This is a genomic window from Tardiphaga sp. 285_C5_N1_2, assembly GCF_052076065.1.
Classification (GTDB): Bacteria; Pseudomonadota; Alphaproteobacteria; order Rhizobiales; family Xanthobacteraceae; genus Tardiphaga; species Tardiphaga robiniae.
In genome coordinates, this window is record NZ_CP197241.1 from 3,661,726 (window position 1) to 3,682,001 (window position 20,276).

Here is a 20,276-nt window from a genome sequence, read left to right on the forward strand (position 1 = left end):
ATTTCAAAGACATTCGGCTCATAACATCGAACCGTCAGAGTGACATCCGTCGCCTTGATTTCAAAGGCAGATTTTTGCCGACGTCTGTGGAGACGATGGCTGCGGCGGTGTTCATGCCCCGTTTTTGCCGGACTCGTCCGAAGATTCCCTTTTTTTGCCCCGGTGTGAACACCTGCGCAGTTTCCCTTGCGGCCATTGGGGGCCGGTATTTTGGGGAGATTTCCATGAACATCAGAGCCAGCGGGCGTGCGGCATTGGTCATCGCAGCCGGATTGTGGATCTGCACATCGGCACCGCTTCACGCGACCGAAAACGATGCCCCGGCATCCGAGCAGGCCGCAGCGGTCGGCAGCGCCGCAGACACATCCGCCGAACCTGCAGCGAAGGCCACCAAGCACCGCAGTGCCAGGAAGAGCGAAACGAAATCGCGCAAGTCCGACCGGCAGGCCACTAAGGCGTCGAAAAAGCCCGCTGAGGAGGACACTGCCAAGACGGAAGACGCGAAGCCGGGAAGCAGCGATACTGCCATCCCGTCATTGGTCGCCAATGCCAATGCGCAATGGCCCTCTGAGACCGCAGCAACCAACACCTACAACATGTCATCGCAAGCCGGCGGCGCGCTCGGCCAAATCGGCGGCCAGCAGGAACAGCCCGCAACGACGTCGCCGGATTCCGGCGCCAGCAACGCGCAGCTCGTTGCCGCTGACCAGCTCAACGAACTCGATCGTGCCATCAGCAACGACAAGCCGCCGCTGACGCTCGCAAAGGCCACCATCGATACGCCGGCACCGGAAGTCGCCAGCGAGAGCAGCACGACCTGGGACAAGACCTCCCTTGTTGGCAAGATCTTCATCGCATTTGGCGGTTTGCTGACCATGGCCTCTGCGGCCCGTATGTTTATGGCTTGAACCCCATCCCCCGAGCGGGCAAATTGCGCGGGGCCGCCGATCCTGGCGGCTTCGGCAAAAAATCCGCGGGATGGAACATGAGCAGCTACGAACACCTCATCGTTGAGCGCAAAGGCGCGGTCGGCATCATCACGCTGAATCGCCCGAAGATGCTCAATGCCCTTTCTTTCGGTGTGTTCAGCGAAATCAAGATCGCCATCGACGAGCTGGAAGCCGACATCGCCGTGGGCTGCATCATCGTGACCGGCAGCGAGAAGGCATTTGCCGCCGGCGCCGATATTAAGGAGATGCAGCCAAAGAGCTTCATCGACATGTTCTCCAGCGACTTCACGTCAATCGGCGGCGACCGTGTCGCCACCTGTACCAAACCGACCATTGCTGCCGTCTCAGGCTATGCGCTCGGCGGCGGCTGCGAACTCGCCATGATGTGCGACATCATGATCGCCGCAGACACCGCGAAGTTCGGCCAGCCGGAAATCACTCTTGGCACCATTCCCGGCATCGGTGGCACCCAACGCCTCACCCGCGCCATCGGCAAATCAAAGGCGATGGACCTCTGCCTGACGGGCCGCATGATGGATGCGGCGGAAGCCGAGCGCTCTGGCCTCGTCAGCCGCATTGTCCCAGCCGACAAGCTGATGGAAGAAGCCATCGCTATGGCGGAAAAGATCGCCGCCATGTCGCGCCCGGTGGCAACGATGGCAAAGAACGCCGTCAATCGCGCCTTCGAGACGCCGCTCACCGAAGGCCTCAAGGTTGAACGCGATCTGTTTCACGCGACATTCGCGCTGGAAGACCGTTCAGAAGGCATGGCCGCCTTCATCGAGAAGCGGAAGCCGGTCAACAAGAATCGCTAGGCTGAGCCGCTGCGCGCGAGCGCGGCGGAAACCAGCAGACGATAGGCGCGTTCGGCCCATGTGGCCGGACGATCGAGCCCGAGCCGCGCCAGCGCCGATTCATCTGACGCACTCGGTGCGTGTGTCATGCCCTGCCAGAACAGGCCTGCGAGTTGTTGTGGCGACACCGATGCGGCGCTCAGGACCTGCAGCGCAGGGATCAGGCGCTCCTCCACGTCAGTGAAATCGCTGCCAAACGGGAACATGGGCAGAAGACCGGCGTCCCGCGCCGGCTTGAGAGCAGCGGAGATTCGCTCGGGCACGTTGTCGCGATACCCGGCGGGAATGTCATAGCTCCTGGGAAGCTTTCCAGCATCCTTGGCCTGCTTCATCAGCTCCGACTGAAAGCGCGAGTCTGACACCTGAAGCATGGCCGCGATCACGTCGGCGTCCGATTTCCCGCGCAGATCGGCGACACCATACTCTGTCACGATGATATCGCGCAGGTGTCGCGGGATCGTGGTGTGACCGTAGCTCCAGCGAATATTGGAGGCAGGCTTCTTGCCGGCGCGCGTCGCTTCGAGAGTCAGGATCGAGCGTGCCCCCTCCAGAGCAAAAGCCTGTGAGACGAAATTGTACTGTCCGCCGACCCCGCTTACGACCTGGCCGTTCTCGAGACCGTCGGAGATCGCGGCGCCCATCAGCGTCGCCATCATCGTGTTGTTGACGAAGCGCGCATCGACGCGCGCACGGCGCTTGGCATCTTCGTCACCGTAGAGTTCGTTGGTGAATGACACCGGCATCATCTGGATTTTCGCCAGACGCTCCGGCGTCATGTCGCGCAGCGCCTGATAGAATGCCTTCGGCCCAAGAAAGAACGCGCCATGCACGATGGTGCCATCCACCTCGCGCTTGAGAATGCCCGCGTCGATCAAACCGAGAAATGCTTCGAACAGCATCTCGCTCACGCCATAGAGACCACGTTCGAAGGTCGCGACTTCCTTCGGAGGCGCATCGGGGGCAAGACGCTGCATCAGACTGCGGAACGCCGCATTGTCGTGGTGGCGAACGATCAGGCCCTGCGCCAGCGCATCGCCCACTTGCCCAATGCCGATCTGCAGCGTGCCGCCATCGCGCACCAGGCCTGCAGCGTGTAATCCAATCGCATATTTGGTGTCGTTGACCGGTTCGGACGGTGGCGCAAACAGCGGAAATTCAGCCTCCGGACTTTCGAGCACCGCCTGAAACTCATCGCCGGTGAGATCACCCTGCCCCGGCATGAAGGGCAATTCCGAATTGACCTGACCGATCAACTTGAACGAGACGCGCCCTTCGTTGCGCGCCCGCATCAGATCGAGCGTGGTGTCCGTATTGCAGCTCAGACTGTAGCGCGCCGCGCCATCGACCACACGCTTCGACACCAATTGCGTGATCACGTTAAGCCCGCGCGTCAGAAGATAGGACGACGCATGAGTGTAGTTCGCCGAAATATAGTGCTGCTGCGCGTCGGCAACCCGCAGCCATTTTCCCGCAAGGAAGAAGAATTCGTTGACCTGAATGTTTGGCGGGAGTTCGCCTTTGTGCAGCGCGTTTGCATAAGCGAGATCGGGATAGCCCCCGAACAACCGTTCGATCACCGGATTGATGAAGCGCTTCTCCAGCTCGCTGGATGGTCTCGGCTTCTCCAGTGTCAGGGCAGAGAAGAACGTCAGTCTGACATTGCGATCGGCCAGCGCGCGCTGATAGAGCGCATTGATGATATGGTTGGCCTTGCCAAGCCCGAGCGGCAGCCCGACCACGAGCGTCGTCCCAACGTCGCGAATGATGTCTTCGGCGATGGCGTCGGGATCAGTGAAGATCTTGGGCATAGGCATTCCGGCTGGGCAGGATCGGCAGCTCCTCAGCGCAATCGCGCAGCAAAGCCGGACAGAGTTACCACTGCGTGCGGTTATTCAGAAATGTGCCCGACATGCAACACACGCGGCCATGTGAAGCGGGTTTATTCGTCGCATTCACGGAGCGCCCCATCCTCCCTAGAGTCCTGATCAATCAAGCAAATCGGGGCAGCCAAATGCCCTGTGGGGAAAGCGCAAAAGCCCGGAGGTTCTTCGCCGGATGGTTTGCCTGCAAAGGCAACGCCCTCTAAACATACCTAGACGTCAGCGGGGGCGGACGTCCGAAGATTGCTTTGGGATAATATGGTTCGTCACGGCATATTTGGCCTCGCCGCAAGGCGCGCGCTTCGGACAGGCATGGCCCTGAGCCTGATTGGCTATGGCATTTTTGCTGCGGTCGATGCCCGAGCCGAAACGGTGTCGGAAGCCCTTGCCAAAGCCTATCAGTCCAATCCGCAGCTGAACGGCGAACGGGCCCGCCAGCGCGCCACCGATGAGAACGTTCCGCAGGCGATGGCCGGCTACCGGCCCCAGGTGGCAGCCACACTGAGCTATGGCCTTCAGGCCGTGCGCAACCTGCTCGTAGACAACACCATCCAGGGCGCAACGCTGAAGCCATGGACCATCGGCGTCACGGTCACCCAGACGCTTTATAACGGAAACAAGACAGCCAACAGTGTCCGCGTCGCGGAATTGCAGGTCCAGTCCGGCCGGGAAGCGCTGCGCAATGTCGGCCAGGGCGTGCTGCTCGATGCTGTCGTTGCCTATACCAATGTTCTCGCCAACCAATCGCTGGTCGAAGCCCAGCGCACCAACGTCACCTCCCTGCGCGAAACCCTCGGCATCGCCCAGAAGCGGCTCAACGCTGGGGACGTCACGCCCACCGACACGTCACAGGCCGAAGCGCGACTGGCGCGTGGCCAGGCCGATCTCAATGCCGCTGAGGTCAATCTCGCCATCAGCCAGGCAACTTATACGCAGGTGATTGGTGCTGCACCCTCGCGGCTCAGTCCGGCGGAACCGATGGATCGGCTGCTGCCGCGCAACCGCGACGATGCCGTCAATCAGGCTTTCAAGGCGCACCCCGCCGTGCTGGCAGCCGGCTACGATGTCGACGTAGCGACCACGACGATCAAAGTGGCCGAGAGCAGCCTTTTGCCTACTCTGACGCTGCAGGGCAGCGCCAGCAAATCCAGCCAATCGGATCCGACGCTTGGCACTTTTGGCACCGACCAGGCTTCGATTGTCGGCCAATTGACGGCGCCGATCTATGACGGCGGCCTCGGTGCTGCTCAGACGCGCCAGGCCAAGGAACTGTCGTCGGTCAGCCGCCTGGTGCTCGAACAGGTCCGCAATCAGGCCCGCACCGCAGTCGTCGGTGCATGGGTGTCAAATGAAGGCGCCAAGACCGCTGTCAGCGCTGCGGAAGCCGAAGTACGCGCCGCTGGCGTTGCACTACAGGGCGTACAGCGCGAGGCCCAAGGCGGTCAGCGCACCACTGTCGACGTCCTGAACTCACAGCAGGATCTCGTACAGGCAAAGGCACGCCTGATTGGCGCGCAACGTGACCGGGTCATCGCATCCTATTCGCTGCTCAGCGCAATTGGCAGGCTGGATGTGAAGACGCTTGGGCTGAACACGCCAGACTATCTACCAGAAGTTCATTACCATCAGGTGCGCGATGCCTGGCACGGGCTGCGCACGCCCTCGGGGCAGTAAACTATCCGGCCGAGCTCTTCTTCGTCATCGCCGTGGTCATCGCGGCGACCAGCGATGAGAGGTCGTAGGGCTTGCGTACGATCGGCACGTCATCCATCGACGCCGGGATCAGGCTGGTTTCGCCATAACCTGTGGCGAAGACGAAGGGGATGCCTCGCTCGCACAATGCCTGGGCCACCGGCACCGAACTGCCATTGCCGAGATTGACGTCGAGGATGGCAACATCAGGCCTCATGATCGCCAGCGCGATCAATGCCTCCTTGACCGAAGATGCTGTCTCGACCGATGCCGCGCCCTCGTGGGTCAGCATGGTCTCGACGTCCATGGCAATCAGAAGCTGGTCCTCGACCATCAACACCTTCAAGCCGCGCATCGACGCCATCGGCCTGTCGTCCTCGCGTCGGGCGCGCACGTTGCGCGCCGCCGCCGGCGCGGGCCAGACAACGAAGCGCGCCGGGATGAGCAACCGCACGCGCGCGCCGGCCGGCTCATAATCGACATCACTTTCACCCCCGAGATCATAGGGAATGCTGCGACTGATCAGCATCGATCCAAAGCCCGGCCGCAATGGCGGTGTGACAAGGGGGCCGTCGCGCTCAAGCCAGTGGATTTCGCAATCGCCGATATCGGTGCGTTTCCACTGGAGCGACAAGCGCCCCGTGCTTACGGAAAGCGCACCATATTTGGCGGCATTGGTGGCCAGTTCGTGCAGCACCAATGCGAGTACCGAATAGGCCCGAGCGTCGAGCGAAACATCGGGGCCGGTCACCTCGATCGCTTTCACCGATTCGCGATACGGCGAAAATTCCGCATCGAGCAATCCCTCTAACGCACCGCCACCGGCGCCGCGGATGACCTGATCATGCGCAAGCGACAAGGCCTGAATACGTCCCTTCAGGGAGGCGACATAATCCTCGATGCTGCGGCCATCCTCGACCGGGTGGGAGACCAGCGATTTGATCAGTGCCAGGATATTCTTGACGCGATGATTGAGCTCTTCATTCAACATTTTCTGGCGTAGGTCAGCCTTGTGCCGCTCATCCGCCAGTAATTCGTTGTGGCGAAGCACCACTTCCACCAAAGCCGAGCGCACGGCCTCGGCGGTGTCGCGCTCGTTTTGCAACCATGGCTGGGACTGGCGCTGTACGGTCTCCTTCCAGATCGCGAAGCTCTTGCGCGGTGTCAGCCGATCGCCCAATGGACCGATTTCGTACGTCTTGTTGGGATCACCCGCCCAGTTCAAGGTTTGCGCAACTTCGCTACGAAAGAACAGAAGATAATCGCGCGGCAGTTGCGACAAGGGCACGGCCAGCACGCCGGAAACGGCAACGGCATAGTCTTCAGCTGCCGGTAATCGATCTGACAATGCGCTCGTCGCCCACACCCTGCCCTCGGCCACTGAATTGATGAAGCCCATCAGCGCCGGCGCTGCCGCAGCCGGCGGCGCGCTGCCATAAGACGTCCAGGTCTTGTTGAGATATAGGCCAATACCGTCACACGGCATCAGTACGCTAAAATCGCGAATGCTTTCCTTGAGCAGGTCTTCGACATCGCCGTGATGCGAAACATTGTGCAACAGCTGGTCGAGATAGCGCCGCGCGCTTTCGCTAGCAGCCAGTTTGCGTTTTTGAAGAAGCCCGGCCAGTTGCATGGAAAAGAACTCGCCAAACATCTCTGCAGCAACGCGTTTCTCCATGGAAAGCGCGCGCGGTGCATAGTGATGGCAGGCGATCAGCCCCCAGAGCACGCCGTCGTGGATGATGGAAATCGACATCGACGCACCGACGCCCATATTGCGCAGATACTCGCAGTGGATCGGCGAAACGCTGCGCAGATGTGCAAAGGACAGGTCGAGCGGTTCACCGGATGTGTCGAACTCCGGCTCGATGGCCACGCGCTCACCGCTTGCATCCGAGACGATACGCACGGTGTTCTGGACGTAGAGCACCCTCGCCTGCTGCGGGATGTCGCCGGCCGGGAAGTGCTGCCCCAGAAAGCTCTCGAGATCGCCGCGGCGCGCCTCGCTGATCACCCGGCCGGAACCATCATGAGCGAATTGATAGACCATCACCCGGTCGTAGCCGAGTCCGCCACGCAGCAGCCGCGCCGCATTGTCAAACAGCACGTCGAGATCGTTGCATTGACCGATGCGGCCGATCAGCAAGCGCGACAACTCCAGAGGCGGTGTCGCCTCGCTGGCGTCCACAGGCTCGAATTCGATGATGTTGACGCCCTTGTGCCGATGCACAGCGACGTTGAACGCGGTCTGCGAATGCGCGACCTTGAAATCAATCAGCAGTCCCGGGCGCTGCTGGTTGCCCCATTTGGCGATGGCATTGCGAATGTCGTGCGCCGGCCCCTCGCCGATCAGATCGTCCAGCCTGCGGCCATTGATGTCGCCTGATCCCACACCCAGCATCGCGCCGGCATTGACCGAATGGCGCCGGACCATCCCGACAGAGCCATCGCAGGCGAGCAGACAACCATAGGGTTGAACACTGCCGGGGATGTGGATTGGCTCGCGGTCGCAATTGGTCAGGTCGACAGAGGCGGTCTTGGTGAGCATCAAAAAATCTCTGAAAAGATGCGGCGCTCGAAACGACGGCCGCCAGCATGGCACGGCTGCATCTTTGAAAAAAGATCAGTAAATACAGCGTTCAAGAGCACCTACCGAAACGCCACGGGGGCTGGAATAGCCCGGTGGGAAACCGGTCAACGGGCAAGCGCCGGTTTCGATCCATGCCGAGGCCGGTTTTTTGGATATGGCCATTGGGCTGCCTCAGGGACAGCCCGAGCCGCTTCCGTCGCAAGCTGGTTTAACGCGCCCGGCTTGAGAAGAACGAGATCAGCACCGGCAGGGTGATCAGGATCACCAGCGGCGCCAGCATCATGCCGGTGACGACGACAACCGCGAGCGGCTTCTGGACCTGAGACCCGATTCCCTCCGACAACGCTGCCGGCAGCAGTCCAACGCCCGCTACGATGCAGGTCATGAGCACCGGCCGCAGTTGCAACTCCCCGGTCCGGATCACAGCCTTGATGCGCTCGTAGCCCTCGTCGATCAGCTGATTGTATTGCGACAGGATCAGGATGCCGTCCATGACAGCAATACCGAACAGCGCGATGAAGCCGATCGCCGCCGATACGCTGAACGGAATACCCGTGATCAGCAAACCGAGCACGCCGCCAAAGATCGCCATTGGGATCACGCTCATGGCCAGCAGTGTGTCGGCCATCGATCCAAAGTTGAACCAGAGCAGCACGCCGATCAGAGCGAGGCTGATCGGCACCACGATGGAAAGCCGTGCGATAGCGTCCTGAAGATTGCCGAACTCGCCGACCCATTCGGTCCGCGAGCCCGGTGGCAGCTGAACGAGCGCTGCGACCTTGTCCTGCGCTTCCTGAATGGCGCTGCCGAGATCGCGTTCGCGTACCGAGAACTTGATCGGCAGATAACGCTCCTGGTTCTCGCGATAGATATAGGCCGCACCGGAGACAAGATTGATCGACGCCACTTCACTTAGCGGGATCTGCGCGATCGTGCCGTTCGGACCGGGCGCGCCGATGCGCAAATTCTGAATCGCCTCAGCGCTACGGCGATATTCCGGCGCTAACCGCACCATGATCGGGAAATGCCGATCGCTGCCGGGCTCATAGAGATCGCCAGCGGAGTCGCCGCCGATGGCCACCTTGATGGTGGCGTTGATATCGCCGGGCGACAATCCGTAGCGCGCAGCCTTGGCACGGTCGACGTCGATCTGGATTGTTGGCTGCCCCAGTGATGTGAACACGGCGAGATCCGTCACGCCCTGCACCGTCGACAGTACGGCCTTGATCTCGTTAGCGGTCTTGGTAAGTGCATCCAGATCGTTGCCGTAGAGCTTGATCGAGTTCTCGCCCTTCACGCCAGAGACGGCTTCAGAGACGTTGTCCTGCAGATATTGCGAGAAGTTGAACTCGACGCCGGGAAATTTCGTCTGCAGTTCCTTGAGCAGGCGCGCCGTCAGCGCATCCTTGTCCTGCGGCGCCGGCCATTCGGAGGCAGGCTTCAGCGGGGCGAAGAATTCCGCGTTGAACAAGCCAGCCGCGTCGGTGCCGTCATCGGGACGGCCGTGCTGCGAGACGACGGATTCTACCTCGGGCTGCTGGCGGATCAGCCTGCGCATCTCGTTGACGTAAGTGTTGCCTTCCTGCAGCGAGATCGTCGGCGGCAGCGTGGCGCGGATCCAGAGATTGCCCTCTTCCAGCTTCGGCAGAAATTCCAGGCCGAGGAAACGCGCCATGAAGAAAGTCACCACGACGAGACCGATCGCAATGCCCAGTACGATCTTTCGGCTGGCGACCGCCCAGTGCAGCACCGGCATGTAGAGGCGATGTAGCTGGCGCATGATCCAGGTTTCGGTCTCCTGGACATGCGCCGGCAGAATGATCGCGCTCAGGGCAGGCGTGACGGTGAATGTCGCGATCAGGCCACCGGCGAGCGCATAAGCGTAGGTCCGCGCCATCGGTCCAAAGATATTGCCTTCAACACCGGACAGCGTGAACAGCGGCAGGAACGCGGCGATGATGATCGCGGCGGCAAAGAAGATCGAGCGCGACACGTCAGCGGATGCGCTGAGGATGCCATGCTTCTTCATCCCCATGATGGTCTCGGGCGAGATGTGGCTACGCTCCGCTTCGGAAAGCTCCGTTGTCTGGGTCAGCCGTCTGAAGATGGCCTCTACCATGATGACCGTACCATCGACGATCAGGCCGAAATCGATGGCGCCCACCGATAGCAGGTTGGCGGATTCACCGCGTAGTACCAGAATGATGACAGCGAAAAACAGGGCGAATGGAATAGTGGCGCCAACAATCAGCGCGCTGCGCAGGTTGCCGAGGAACATCCATTGCAGCAGCACGATCAGCAAGATGCCGACGACCATGTTGTGCAGCACCGTATGCGTGGTGGTGTCGATCAGGTCCTTGCGGTCATAGATACGTTCGATCCGCACGCCGGGCGGCAGGATGCCTCCGCGATTGATCTGCTGCACCAATTGTTCGACACGCGCGATGGTCGGCGAACTCTTCTCGCCGCGGCGCATCAGCACGATGCCCTGGACGATATCGTCCTCCTGATTGAGACCGGCAATGCCGAGGCGCGGCTTCTCGCCGACCGACACCGTGGCGACATCCTTGACCAGAACCGGATTGCCGTTGGTCTGGGAGATCATCGTATTGGAAAGGTCGTCGATCGAGCGAATGAGGCCGACGCCGCGCACCACGGCCGATTGCGCGCCGATATTCACGGTGTTGCCGCCGACATTGATATTGGCGTTGCCGACGGCGGTCAGCAGTTGCGGCAGCGTCAAGCCATAGGCAACGAGCTTGCTGAAGTCGACCTGGATCTCATAGGTTTTTGTCTTGCCACCCCAACCAATGACGTCGATGACCCCTGGTACCGCACGGAAGCGGCGCTGCATGATCCAATCTTGCAGGGTCTTGAGATCGAGCACGCTGTAGTTCGGCGGCCCCACCAGACGATAACGGAAGATTTCCCCTACCGCAGAGATCGGCGATATCGTCGGCTGTGCATTGCCCGGCAAGGTCCCGAGCTGCGACAACCGGTTCAGGACTTGCTGCAATGCTTCGTCATAGGTGTAGTCGAACGAAAACTGCAATTTGACGTCGGAGAGACCGTAGAGCGAGATAGTGCGGATCGTTTTGAGGTTCTTGATGCCCGCGACCTGCGCTTCGATCGGAATCGTGATGTAGCGTTCGATTTCCTCGGCAGAGAGACCGTTGCTCTGGGTCACAATATCGACCATCGGCGGGGTCGGATCGGGATAGGCCTCGATATTCAGCTGATTGAAAGCAAACAGGCCACCGATGAAAACGACGGCGAACATCGCCACCATCAGGAAGCGACGGTCGACGGCCAGAGCAACAAGACGATCCATCCAGATCGGACCTTTCAGAAGAGCCGAAGCTGGGGGTTAGCTGGCGGAGGCCGCGCGATCGATAAACAGGCTGCCTTTGGTGACGATGCGTTCACCGGCTTTCAGGTTGCCATGGACCTCGACGAGATTGCCATTGGTCATACCGGTCTTGATCGTGCGCAGCTCGATGGTCTTGTCGTCATGCGCCACCCAAACGCGGACCTGATCGCCTTCATAGATCAGCGCCGTTTTCGGGACGCCGATCGTCGGCTGGTCGCCAGGCGCGTAGATCGTCACGGTGGTGAACATTTCGGGCTTCAGCAAACCGTTGCTGTTGTCCAGCGTAGCGCGGACCAGCAGACGGCGCGTCGCGGGATCGAGCGCAGTCGCGACATAGCTGATGCGGCCAGTGAGCACACGGCCCGGCAGCGCGAGTGCGGTGAAACTCATTTCCTGGCCGATCTGTACGGCAGCAGCTTCGGTCTCGCGCACGAAGGCCGTGAGCCACACCGATGAGAGATCGCCGATCACGAAGACCGGATCGGCAGCGCCGGCGCTGATGTACTGGCCGGGACCGATCTTGCGCTGAACAACCGTGCCGGCAAGCGGCGCGTAGATCGTCGTTTCCGGATTGATGCGGCCCTTCTCTTGAAACGCCGTGATGGCATCTTCCGAGAGGCCAAGAATGCGCAGGCGATTGCGTGCGGCTTCGAGTGCCGTGTCGGCGGTGCGCAGATCGTTCTGTGCCTGCAGCAGCGTGGCCTGGCTCTGCTGATAGTCTTTCAGCGGCACAGCCTTCCCTTCGAACAGGTCGCGGGCACGCTTGTCCTGGATCTGTGCGAGGTCGACTTGCGACTTCGCCTTGTTGAGAGCCGTGGTCGCGGCAACGAAATCATTCTGCGCACCGACAGTGTCGGCCGCTTCGATGACGAAGAGCGGCTGGCCCTTTTCGACGTGGTCGCCTGGTTTGGCGAGCAGCTTGGTGACGCGGCCGGCATAGGGTGAAAAGATCGGGGTCGAGCGGTCCTCATCGACGGCAATCTTGCCCTCGGTGACGTGTTCGGCGCGGAAGGCACGCACGGTGACCGGCTCGATGGTCAGGCTGGCCCATTCCGACGGCGACGTCGTATAGCGTTGCGGATTCTTCCGCGACTGGCTCGAAACATCGGAATGCCCCTTCGACGGGGTGGACAGCCGCGCGTAGCCGATGCCTGCGGCGACCAGCATGGCAGCAATGCAACCGCCCGCAATCAGGCGCTTTCCGCTAAACAGCTGAGATCGTTGATCTAAATTCGTCACTGTCCAGTCCTTGGTAGGAAACGCACTTATTCCGCGGCGATTTGTCCCATTCACGCGCTAATAGTGCGCATCTGGGCGTTCAGACAATCTAAAAACGCGTGTGCACTTACGAATCTTCGTTAAAATTTTGAAATCCTGCGAATGGGTTTCAATTGCCGGACGGCCATACCGCCGGATGGCTGCCGAGGGGCATGGCCGGACGCGCCCACGACGCCGGGGTTCGCGATAACACGGCTGCATGACGGACCGCCGACAACTGGCCAAATCCGGACGGCATATCCTCAGTAAAGGCTTTGACCATCTCTCCCTTCAGGTCTTCGACCACGAGACCCTCCGCGATCCGTCCCATATCCCACAGCCATTGACCGGTGCGGGCAAGAGAGACCTGCACGTGCCAGCTGCCGCCTTCACGCGCCTGACGTGCACGGGCGATCATGGCGCCGAACGCCATAAAGTAGCCTGTGGCGTGATCGAGCATCTGGGCCGGTAATTCCCTGGGCCCATCGACGCCGGCCGCCTGCCCTTCGGCATGGTTGAAGCCGGTCGCGCATTGCACGAGAGAATCGAAGCCGCGGCGCCCGGCCCACGGCCCGGAGCGGCCATAGGCGGAGAGCGAGACATAGACGACACCGGGACTGACACGGGCCGCCTCCTCCGGCGAGAAGCCGAGCGCCGCGAGCGATTGCGGGCGGTAGCCCTGCGAGAAGATATCCGCCTGCGCGAGCAATCCTCGCAAGGTGTCGCGCCCCTGCCCGCTCTGAAGATCCACGAAGCTCGAGAGCTTGCCGCGGCCGGTATCGATGCTGAGCCACGGGATCGCCGGCAGATCGGGGCTGGAGACCAGCATCACATCCGCGCCATGGGCCGCAAGCGTGCGACCAGCGACAGGACCGGCGATAACGCGTGAGAGATCGAGTACGCGCAAACCGGCAAGCGGCCGGGCGCCGATCGGCCACAGCTTCGGTTCGGCGTCGCCAATCCGGGTAATCTCGACCAGCGGCAGTTCAGCAACGGCTGTGGCCTGCGGCAACCCCATCCATTCGTCATGGGATCGCATCAGCGCTACGACACCGCCGGCTGCATAGGCCGCGGTCTCGAAGGCCTCGCCGTTCCATTGCATCAGAGCCGCCTGCACCGCTTCACGCGTCGGCGCGCATGACAGCACCTGGCAGACAGCGTCGCGATGATGCGGGAAATTGGTATGCACCCGCACGAACTTGCCGTCACCGGTCTTGTAGACACCAGCGATCGCATCCCAGGCGGGCGGCGGCGGATTGCCGTCGCAGCGCAGATAGCGTTCGCTGCGGCATTCGACGATGGCATGGCGCATATCGACGGAGACAGTCTGCGTCTGCCCGCTGCGTAGCCGCCAGATTTCGGCAGCCGCCATTCCGGCCGCAGCGATGCTGACCTGAGCGGCCGCACCGACATGGAATGACGATGGCAATTGCGGCTCATTGCCGGTCAGCGTGACACGCTGGAGAGCCGCAATATCACCGCCAACCTGCCGCCAGAGGTCGGCGAGCGGTTCACGAATGCCGTACATCAACGTCCTCCCCCTTTCCCACGCCACCGATTCAGCTCACGCTTCCAGGTGACCACATCCGTCATCGCATCATCTTGTACAAGCATGGAGGAGAGACCATGGCCACCATCGATCCATTGACAGCCGGCGCCGTGGTGCTGGCCACGGCTGCCACCGACGCGGTCTATGTGATGTTCACCTCTGCGGTGGTGGCCCGTCGGCGCATCCCTGCGGCCACCTGGAGCAGCGTCTGGTATGTACTCTCGTCCTATGCCGTCATCAGCTATACCGAAAACTGGATGTATGTGGGGTTCGCCGCCGTCGGTTCATGGATCGGCGCCTATGCCACTATTACTTTCCTGCACCGGCCGCCCGGCGGACCGCCAGTCGGTGCATCACCTGAATAGGTAAGAACGGCTGAATGGTTTCTGAACGGCGCTTAATGGAAATCTCGCGAGCGCGGCAGGATCCGTACATTGCGCGGATGGCGAATGCGCTGGGCGGGATTGTCGGGATGCTCGCGGCGATCGTCATTGATCGGTTCCGGACCTGACAGCGCCTGCTGCGGTGTGCCGAGTGCATCATTGCCAAGGTGCTTCAGATCGTCCGAGCGATCGATCAGCCGTTCGGCAACCAGATGGACGACCTTTTCTGGACTGCTCTGGATGCGCCCCTCGACCAGGATGAGTCTGGAACCCATGACCTCCCTGCGAAACTGCTCCATCACCTTCGGCCAGACCACGATATTGGCGATGCCGGTCTCGTCCTCCAGTGTCATGAAGACAACGCCATTGGCGCTGCCCGGCCGCTGCCGCACCAGCACGACGCCGGCACAACGCACCCGCCGTCTGTCATTGGCATGTGTGACGCTCGCGCAGGTCACCACTTTCTCGCGAGTGAAGTTCGCCCGCAAAAACTCCATCGGATGTCCCTTCAGTGACAGCCGGATAGTCTGATAATCGGCGACCACCTGTTCGGGCAAAGGCATCTCAGGCAGAGGCTTCGCATTCTCGTCCGGCTGCTCGCGTGCGGTCGCAACTTCGAACAACGGCAACGGCACATCATCGGGCAGTCGCCTTACCGCCCATAGTGCGGCACGGCGATCGAGCCCGATCGAGCGAAATGCATCGGCATCGGCCAGCATGATCAGCGCGCGTTTTGGCAAAGCGGTATCGCGGGCGAAATCTTCCAGCGAGGTGAAAGGCTGTCGCTCTCGCGCGGCAACGATGCGCTCGCCCCAGTCTTCTCCCGGCGGCTTGCCAACTTTTTCACGTTCGCGCTTCTCATCCGGATCCGCCCATTTGAATCCATCGATCTGGCGAAAGCCGAGGCGAACGGCGCAATAGTCTCCACTGGGTTCTTCCAGCGTATTCTGCGAATGACTGAAGGATACATCGATCTGGCGCATATCGACGTCGTTGTCGCGCGCGTCGCGCACGATCTGCGAAGGTGCGTAAAATCCCATCGGTTGCGAATTCAAGAGCCCGCAGCAGAATACATCCGGATGATAATGTTTCAGCCATGACGAGACATAGACCAATTGCGCAAAACTCGCCGCATGGCTCTCGGGAAAACCGTAGCTGCCAAAGCCCTTGATCTGATCGAAGCAACTGGTGGCGAAAGCCTTGTCGTAACCACGGTCGATCATCTTGCCGACCATCTTCTCCTCGAACGTATGCATGGTGCCGACATTGCGAAACGTCGCCATGGCGCGGCGCAGACCGTTAGCCTCCTCCGGAGTGAAATGCGCCGCTTCAATCGCGATGCGCATGGCTTGTTCCTGGAACAACGGCACGCCGAGGGTTTTGTGCAGAACCTTGCGCAACTCATTTTCATCCCCCCCTTTGGGGTGTGGATATTCGATATCTTCCGGCTTCATCGCCCGTCGTTTTAGATAGGGATGCACCATGTTTCCCTGGATCGGCCCCGGACGAACGATCGCCACCTCGATGACAAGGTCGTAGAATGTCTTCGGCTTCAGCCGCGGCAGCATATTCATCTGCGCGCGGCTTTCGACCTGGAACACGCCCAGAGATTCACCGCGTTGGAGCATCGCGAAAACCGGTGGGGCATCCTTGGCCTCCGCTTTGATGTCCTTGAGTTCGTAGCGCCTCTCCTTGTGACGAAAGATCAGATCAAAACATTTGCGGATGCAGGTCAGCATGCCCAGCGCCAGCACATCCACCTTCATCATCTTCATGGTGTCGACGTCGTCCTTGTCCCATTCGATGAAGGTACGATCATCCATTGCCGCATTGCCGATCGGCACATAGGTGTCGAGCCGGTCCTGCGTCAGCACATAGCCACCGACATGCTGCGACAGATGGCGCGGGAACTCGATCAGCTCGGTGGCAAGTTCGACGGCCCGCACGATCATCGGATTGGACGGATCAAGCCCTGCCTGCTTCACCTGCATCTCGTTGAGGCCTTTGCCCCAACTGCCCCAGACAGTATCGGCCAGCGCCGAGGTGACGTCTTCGGTCAGTCCCAGCGCCTTGCCGACATCGCGGATCGCCGAGCGCGGGCGGTAATGAATAACGGTGGCGATGATCGCCGCGCGATGGCGGCCGTAGCGGCGATAGACATACTGCATCACCTCCTCGCGCCGGACGTGTTCAAAATCGACGTCGATATCCGGCGGCTCAAGTCGTTCCTTGGAGATGAAGCGCTCGAACAAAAGGTCGACCTCGGCGGGATTCACCGAGGTGATGTCCAGCATGTAGCAAACTGCTGAATTGGCAGCCGAGCCCCGCCCCTGACACAGGATCTTCTGGCTGCGCGCATAGCGGACGATATCGTGGACAGTCAGAAAATAATGCGCATAGCCGAGCTCCTTAATGAGCGCGAGTTCCTTTTCCAAGGTGGCAACAAGCTTCGGATCTTCTGTCTTAGGAAAATGCCGTTTCATTCCTTCCCAGGTCAGATCTTCAAGATGCTGCTGCGCGGTCTTTCCCGGCGGCACCGGTTCGTCGGGATATTGGTATTGGAGTTGGTTCAATGAAAACGTGATGCGATCGGCAAAACGGATGGTTTCACGGATCGCATCGGGATAATCACGAAACAGTCTGACCATCTCGGCCGCTGACTTGAGATGCCGTTCGGCATTCATTTCCAGCACGCGGCCGGCCTGCTCGATGGTGGTCTTCTCGCGAATACAACTGACCACGTCCTGCAGGATGCGGCGATTTGGCGTGTGATAGAGCACATCATTGGTAGCAATCAGGGGCACGCGCGCAGTGGCTGCGATGCGCTGCAACTTGGCCAGACGGCGTTTGTCATCACCCCGATGAAACGGACTGGCGCCGAGCCATACACCGCCCGTCGAAAATTGAGACAGTGCGTCGAACGTGCGAAGGACAAGGTTGCTCTCAATACGATAGGCCGGCATCAAAACAAGCAGCAGCCCTTCGCTAAAGTCAGCGAGATCGCCGAGCTGCAGCAGGCATTCACCCTTGTTGCCGCGCAGCTTGCCCATGCTGAGTAACCGGCACAGTCGACCATAGGCAGCACGATCGCACGGATAGGCAAGGATGTCAGGCGTGCCGTCATTGAAGACCAGCCGTGTGCCGATCAGAAGCTTCGGTTTGTAGACAAGATCCTTGTGGTCCAGCTCGGCAAAGGCACGCACCACTCCGGCCATGGTGTTGTGATCGGCAATGCCGATGGCATAAAGCCGCTCGGCACTGGCCTGATGCACATAGTTCTGCGGATGCGACGCGCCGCGCAGGAACGAAAAATTGCTGGTAACACCAATCTCGGCATAATCAGGCGCGCCGACGCCGCCCGTGCTCATGCGAACAGCCCATGCACGAACCATTGCGGCGAAACGGCTTGATCGTCCGCGTCTCTGATCTCACCATAAAGCCCGTCGCGGAAGAGCCAGAAACGTTGACCTGCCTCATCCTCGACGCGAAAGTAATCGCGCGTGGGCTTCGCTTCCTGCGAACGCCACCACTCCATCGACACACGCTCCGGACCTTCCACATGAACGACATTGTGAGAGACGCGTCGCCAGGTGAACTTCTTCGGTGGCTTGTCTGGAAACTCCGCAAGCGGGACGTCGATCAGTTCGGGCTGCTCGAACAACCGTAATGGCCGCAAAGGCGGTTCGTCTTCACGCACTGGCCATGCTGCCTGCATGGCGGCAGCCAGATGATGCTGTGCCGGCACCCCCAGCATCGCGCGTTCGGGAATGTGGCTCTCGACGGGCAGATAAACCAGCACACGCCGCGACCCGATCCGCGCAGCAATACGGTCGATCAGGTCGGCCAGTTCGTCATTGGCGTGAACATTGGCATCGAGGTCGCGCTGCTGCTGCACGACGATTTCCGTGCGGCTGGCTGACAGGCGGATCATATCGAAACCGAAGCCGGGATCGAGTGGATCTGCAATCGCGTCCAGTCGCTCGCGGAACAACCGGTCGATCACCTCGCCCTTGATCACCGGCAGGCCGGTTTCCGCGGTGATCACCCGCACCGCGCCGTCGGTGCGGAAGAACGCCGCTTCCAGCCGCCGCGCGCCCTTGCCCTGCCTGTCCATCGCATCGATCAGCGTGCGTGCCAGCTTGGCCAGTGTCAGCGTAATCACGCCATCGGTGGCAATCGGTTCGGCGAAACGTTGCTCGACGATATAATCCGGCAGCGGCTTGCGCGGCGAGATCGGCGCATCGCTGTGCCCCAGCGCCTGTTCCAGCAGTGTCGTGAATTCCGCGCCGAAACGTGCGGTGATTTCGGGGCGCGAGCGCGAGGCGACATCGCCGATGGTCTTCAAGCCGGCGCGGCGCAATCCACGGATGATCGCCTCATCGGCGCCGAGCGTGAACAGCGGCAGCGGCGTCACTGCCTTGGCCTCCTCGCCCGCGGCGATGATCCGGCCATGTGCATATCGACTGAGCGTGCGCGCGCATGTCGATGTCCCCGCAATCGCTGCACTGACAATAAAACCCTGCCGCGACAGCGCCGCGCAGAGCTGCTCCATCAGTGCGGCCTCGCCACCGAACAGATGGGCACAGCCGGTGATGTCGAGAAACAGGCCATGCGGCAGATCCAGCGCCACCAGCGGTGTGAAGCGGTCGCACCAATCGGCGATGTCGGTCAGTACCTGCGTATCGGCGACAGGATCGGCATCGAACACCTGAATGTCCGGACAGACCGCACGGGCATTGGCGAGCGGCAGACCTGGTTCAAGGCCGAGCTTCGCCGCGGCATCGTCCAACGCGGAAATCTGCAGCGCATTGCTTTGCTTGGCGACGACAATACTTGCTTGCAGATTAGCTGGCACGCCGTTGCGCGCGAGCTGACGTTTGATGCGATCGGTTGGCAGGCGCGGCAGCCACAGGCTGAGGATGCGCCGATGTGTCACGGAAAACGCACTCATCACACTTCCATTCCATGATCCATTGCCCGTTCGGGCCGTGACGATTTCGAACCAGTTGCACGTCGAGCATGGGCACGCCCCATGATTGCCAGGGCCTGAATGGCGGCGAATGCGCGGAGCGGATGATCCAGCGCGTCTCTGCCGTACTCGAGACCGGAACGCCTGCAGTCCGCAGCAACAGGCACGTGACGCCAGAGCCGCGCGCTGCCAGCGTGAGCTTGCGGCTGGCGACGAGGTCGAACTGCTTGCTGTCGCCCCAGGTTTCCAGCACGACGCTGCCCAGCGCATCGCAGGCCAGCGCATCAGCCGTGGTCCGCAATGCCGTCTCGACATCGGGCGCGCGCACGGTGACCAGCAGGCGCGGATCGAGGCCGAGCTCGCGCCAGCCGCTCATGGCCAGCGCGCCGCATTCGCGTTCGGAGAAATCCTGCCGGATCCACAGCAGCGGCCGCTTTGCCGAGACACGGTGCGCGAGGCCGGCGACAAAGCCCGTGGCCGCCGCGCTGTGCCGGCCTTCGGCGAACACCTCATGCATGGTGCCACGTGCGAGCCCGCCTTGCAGCGCCGCGTCCGCCTCGGCATGACCGAGCGACACGCGATCCGGCGCATAGGTATCGCTGTGGGTCTCGATGCGTTCGATGCTGCCGCGCAATTGCGCGAGCGTGGTCATGCGTGCGCCGGTCATGCGCCGCTCCTCGAAATTGTTTTGCCATCACGGGTTTTTAGTGAACCCATTGCCGGCCCGTTTGTTCATGATATGTTCTAATATAAAGCTAAGATGGCAAGCCGAGTCAATCGGG

General features: G+C 61.0%; 12 protein-coding genes. 4 read left to right on the plus strand and 8 right to left on the minus strand.

Features of this window, described 5'->3' with window-relative positions; translation table 11 throughout:
* Positions 1-224 precede the first annotated feature (224 nt).
* A complete protein-coding gene (locus AB7951_RS17570; protein ID WP_120290741.1) occupies positions 225-908 on the plus strand; it encodes a hypothetical protein in 684 nt (227 codons plus the stop codon).
* A gap of 77 nt (positions 909-985) precedes the next feature.
* Complete coding sequence (locus AB7951_RS17575) at positions 986-1,765, plus strand: enoyl-CoA hydratase (protein WP_120291170.1); 780 nt, start codon at positions 986-988, stop codon at positions 1,763-1,765.
* On the opposite strand, the gene AB7951_RS17580 is transcribed toward AB7951_RS17575, so the two are convergent.
* Positions 1,762-3,612, minus strand: coding sequence for an acetyl-CoA hydrolase/transferase C-terminal domain-containing protein (locus tag AB7951_RS17580; RefSeq protein ID WP_120290739.1), 1,851 nt, complete (start codon positions 3,610-3,612; stop codon positions 1,762-1,764). The two genes, AB7951_RS17575 and AB7951_RS17580, sit on opposite strands and share 4 nt — an antisense overlap.
* Positions 3,613-3,942: 330 nt before the next feature.
* Here AB7951_RS17580 and AB7951_RS17585 point away from each other — a divergent pair, with 330 nt between their 5' ends.
* Entirely contained in the window at positions 3,943-5,358 is a 1,416-nt protein-coding gene (locus AB7951_RS17585; RefSeq protein ID WP_089266977.1) for a TolC family outer membrane protein, read from the plus strand.
* Position 5,359: 1 nt separating this feature from the next.
* Here AB7951_RS17585 and AB7951_RS17590 read toward each other — a convergent pair whose 3' ends face one another.
* The 4 genes from AB7951_RS17590 to AB7951_RS17605 all read right to left on the minus strand — a co-directional run bounded on the left by AB7951_RS17590 (position 5,360) and on the right by AB7951_RS17605 (position 14,121).
* Positions 5,360-7,924 carry an HWE histidine kinase domain-containing protein gene (locus AB7951_RS17590; RefSeq protein ID WP_120290737.1) on the minus strand — a complete coding sequence of 855 codons (2,565 nt, stop codon included), beginning with the start codon at positions 7,922-7,924 and terminating at the stop codon, positions 5,360-5,362.
* A gap of 250 nt (positions 7,925-8,174) precedes the next feature.
* Positions 8,175-11,297, minus strand: coding sequence for an efflux RND transporter permease subunit (locus AB7951_RS17595; RefSeq protein WP_089266975.1), 3,123 nt, complete (start codon positions 11,295-11,297; stop codon positions 8,175-8,177).
* 36 nt (positions 11,298-11,333) lie between these two features.
* The gene (locus tag AB7951_RS17600; protein WP_439061350.1) at positions 11,334-12,503 is read right to left on the minus strand and encodes an efflux RND transporter periplasmic adaptor subunit; all 1,170 of its coding nucleotides are present in this window, start codon (positions 12,501-12,503) and stop codon (positions 11,334-11,336) included.
* Between the two features lie 220 nt (positions 12,504-12,723).
* Complete coding sequence (locus AB7951_RS17605; protein ID WP_439061349.1) at positions 12,724-14,121, minus strand: CoA transferase; 1,398 nt, start codon at positions 14,119-14,121, stop codon at positions 12,724-12,726.
* Between the two features lie 98 nt (positions 14,122-14,219).
* Here AB7951_RS17605 and AB7951_RS17610 point away from each other — a divergent pair, with 98 nt between their 5' ends.
* Entirely contained in the window at positions 14,220-14,507 is a 288-nt protein-coding gene (locus AB7951_RS17610) for a hypothetical protein (RefSeq protein ID WP_089266972.1), read from the plus strand.
* Positions 14,508-14,539: 32 nt separating this feature from the next.
* On the opposite strand, the gene AB7951_RS17615 is transcribed toward AB7951_RS17610, so the two are convergent.
* From AB7951_RS17615 to AB7951_RS17625, 3 genes are read right to left on the minus strand one after another with little or no spacing between them, the layout of a single operon-like run.
* Positions 14,540-17,893, minus strand: coding sequence for an error-prone DNA polymerase (locus tag AB7951_RS17615; protein WP_439061348.1), 3,354 nt, complete (start codon positions 17,891-17,893; stop codon positions 14,540-14,542).
* Positions 17,890-19,476, minus strand: coding sequence for a Y-family DNA polymerase (locus tag AB7951_RS17620; RefSeq protein ID WP_439061347.1), 1,587 nt, complete (start codon positions 19,474-19,476; stop codon positions 17,890-17,892). Before AB7951_RS17620 ends, AB7951_RS17615 begins: the two co-directional genes overlap by 4 nt.
* Positions 19,370-20,161 carry an ImuA family protein gene (locus tag AB7951_RS17625; protein ID WP_175366676.1) on the minus strand — a complete coding sequence of 264 codons (792 nt, stop codon included), beginning with the start codon at positions 20,159-20,161 and terminating at the stop codon, positions 19,370-19,372. Before AB7951_RS17625 ends, AB7951_RS17620 begins: the two co-directional genes overlap by 107 nt.
* Positions 20,162-20,276 lie beyond the last annotated feature (115 nt).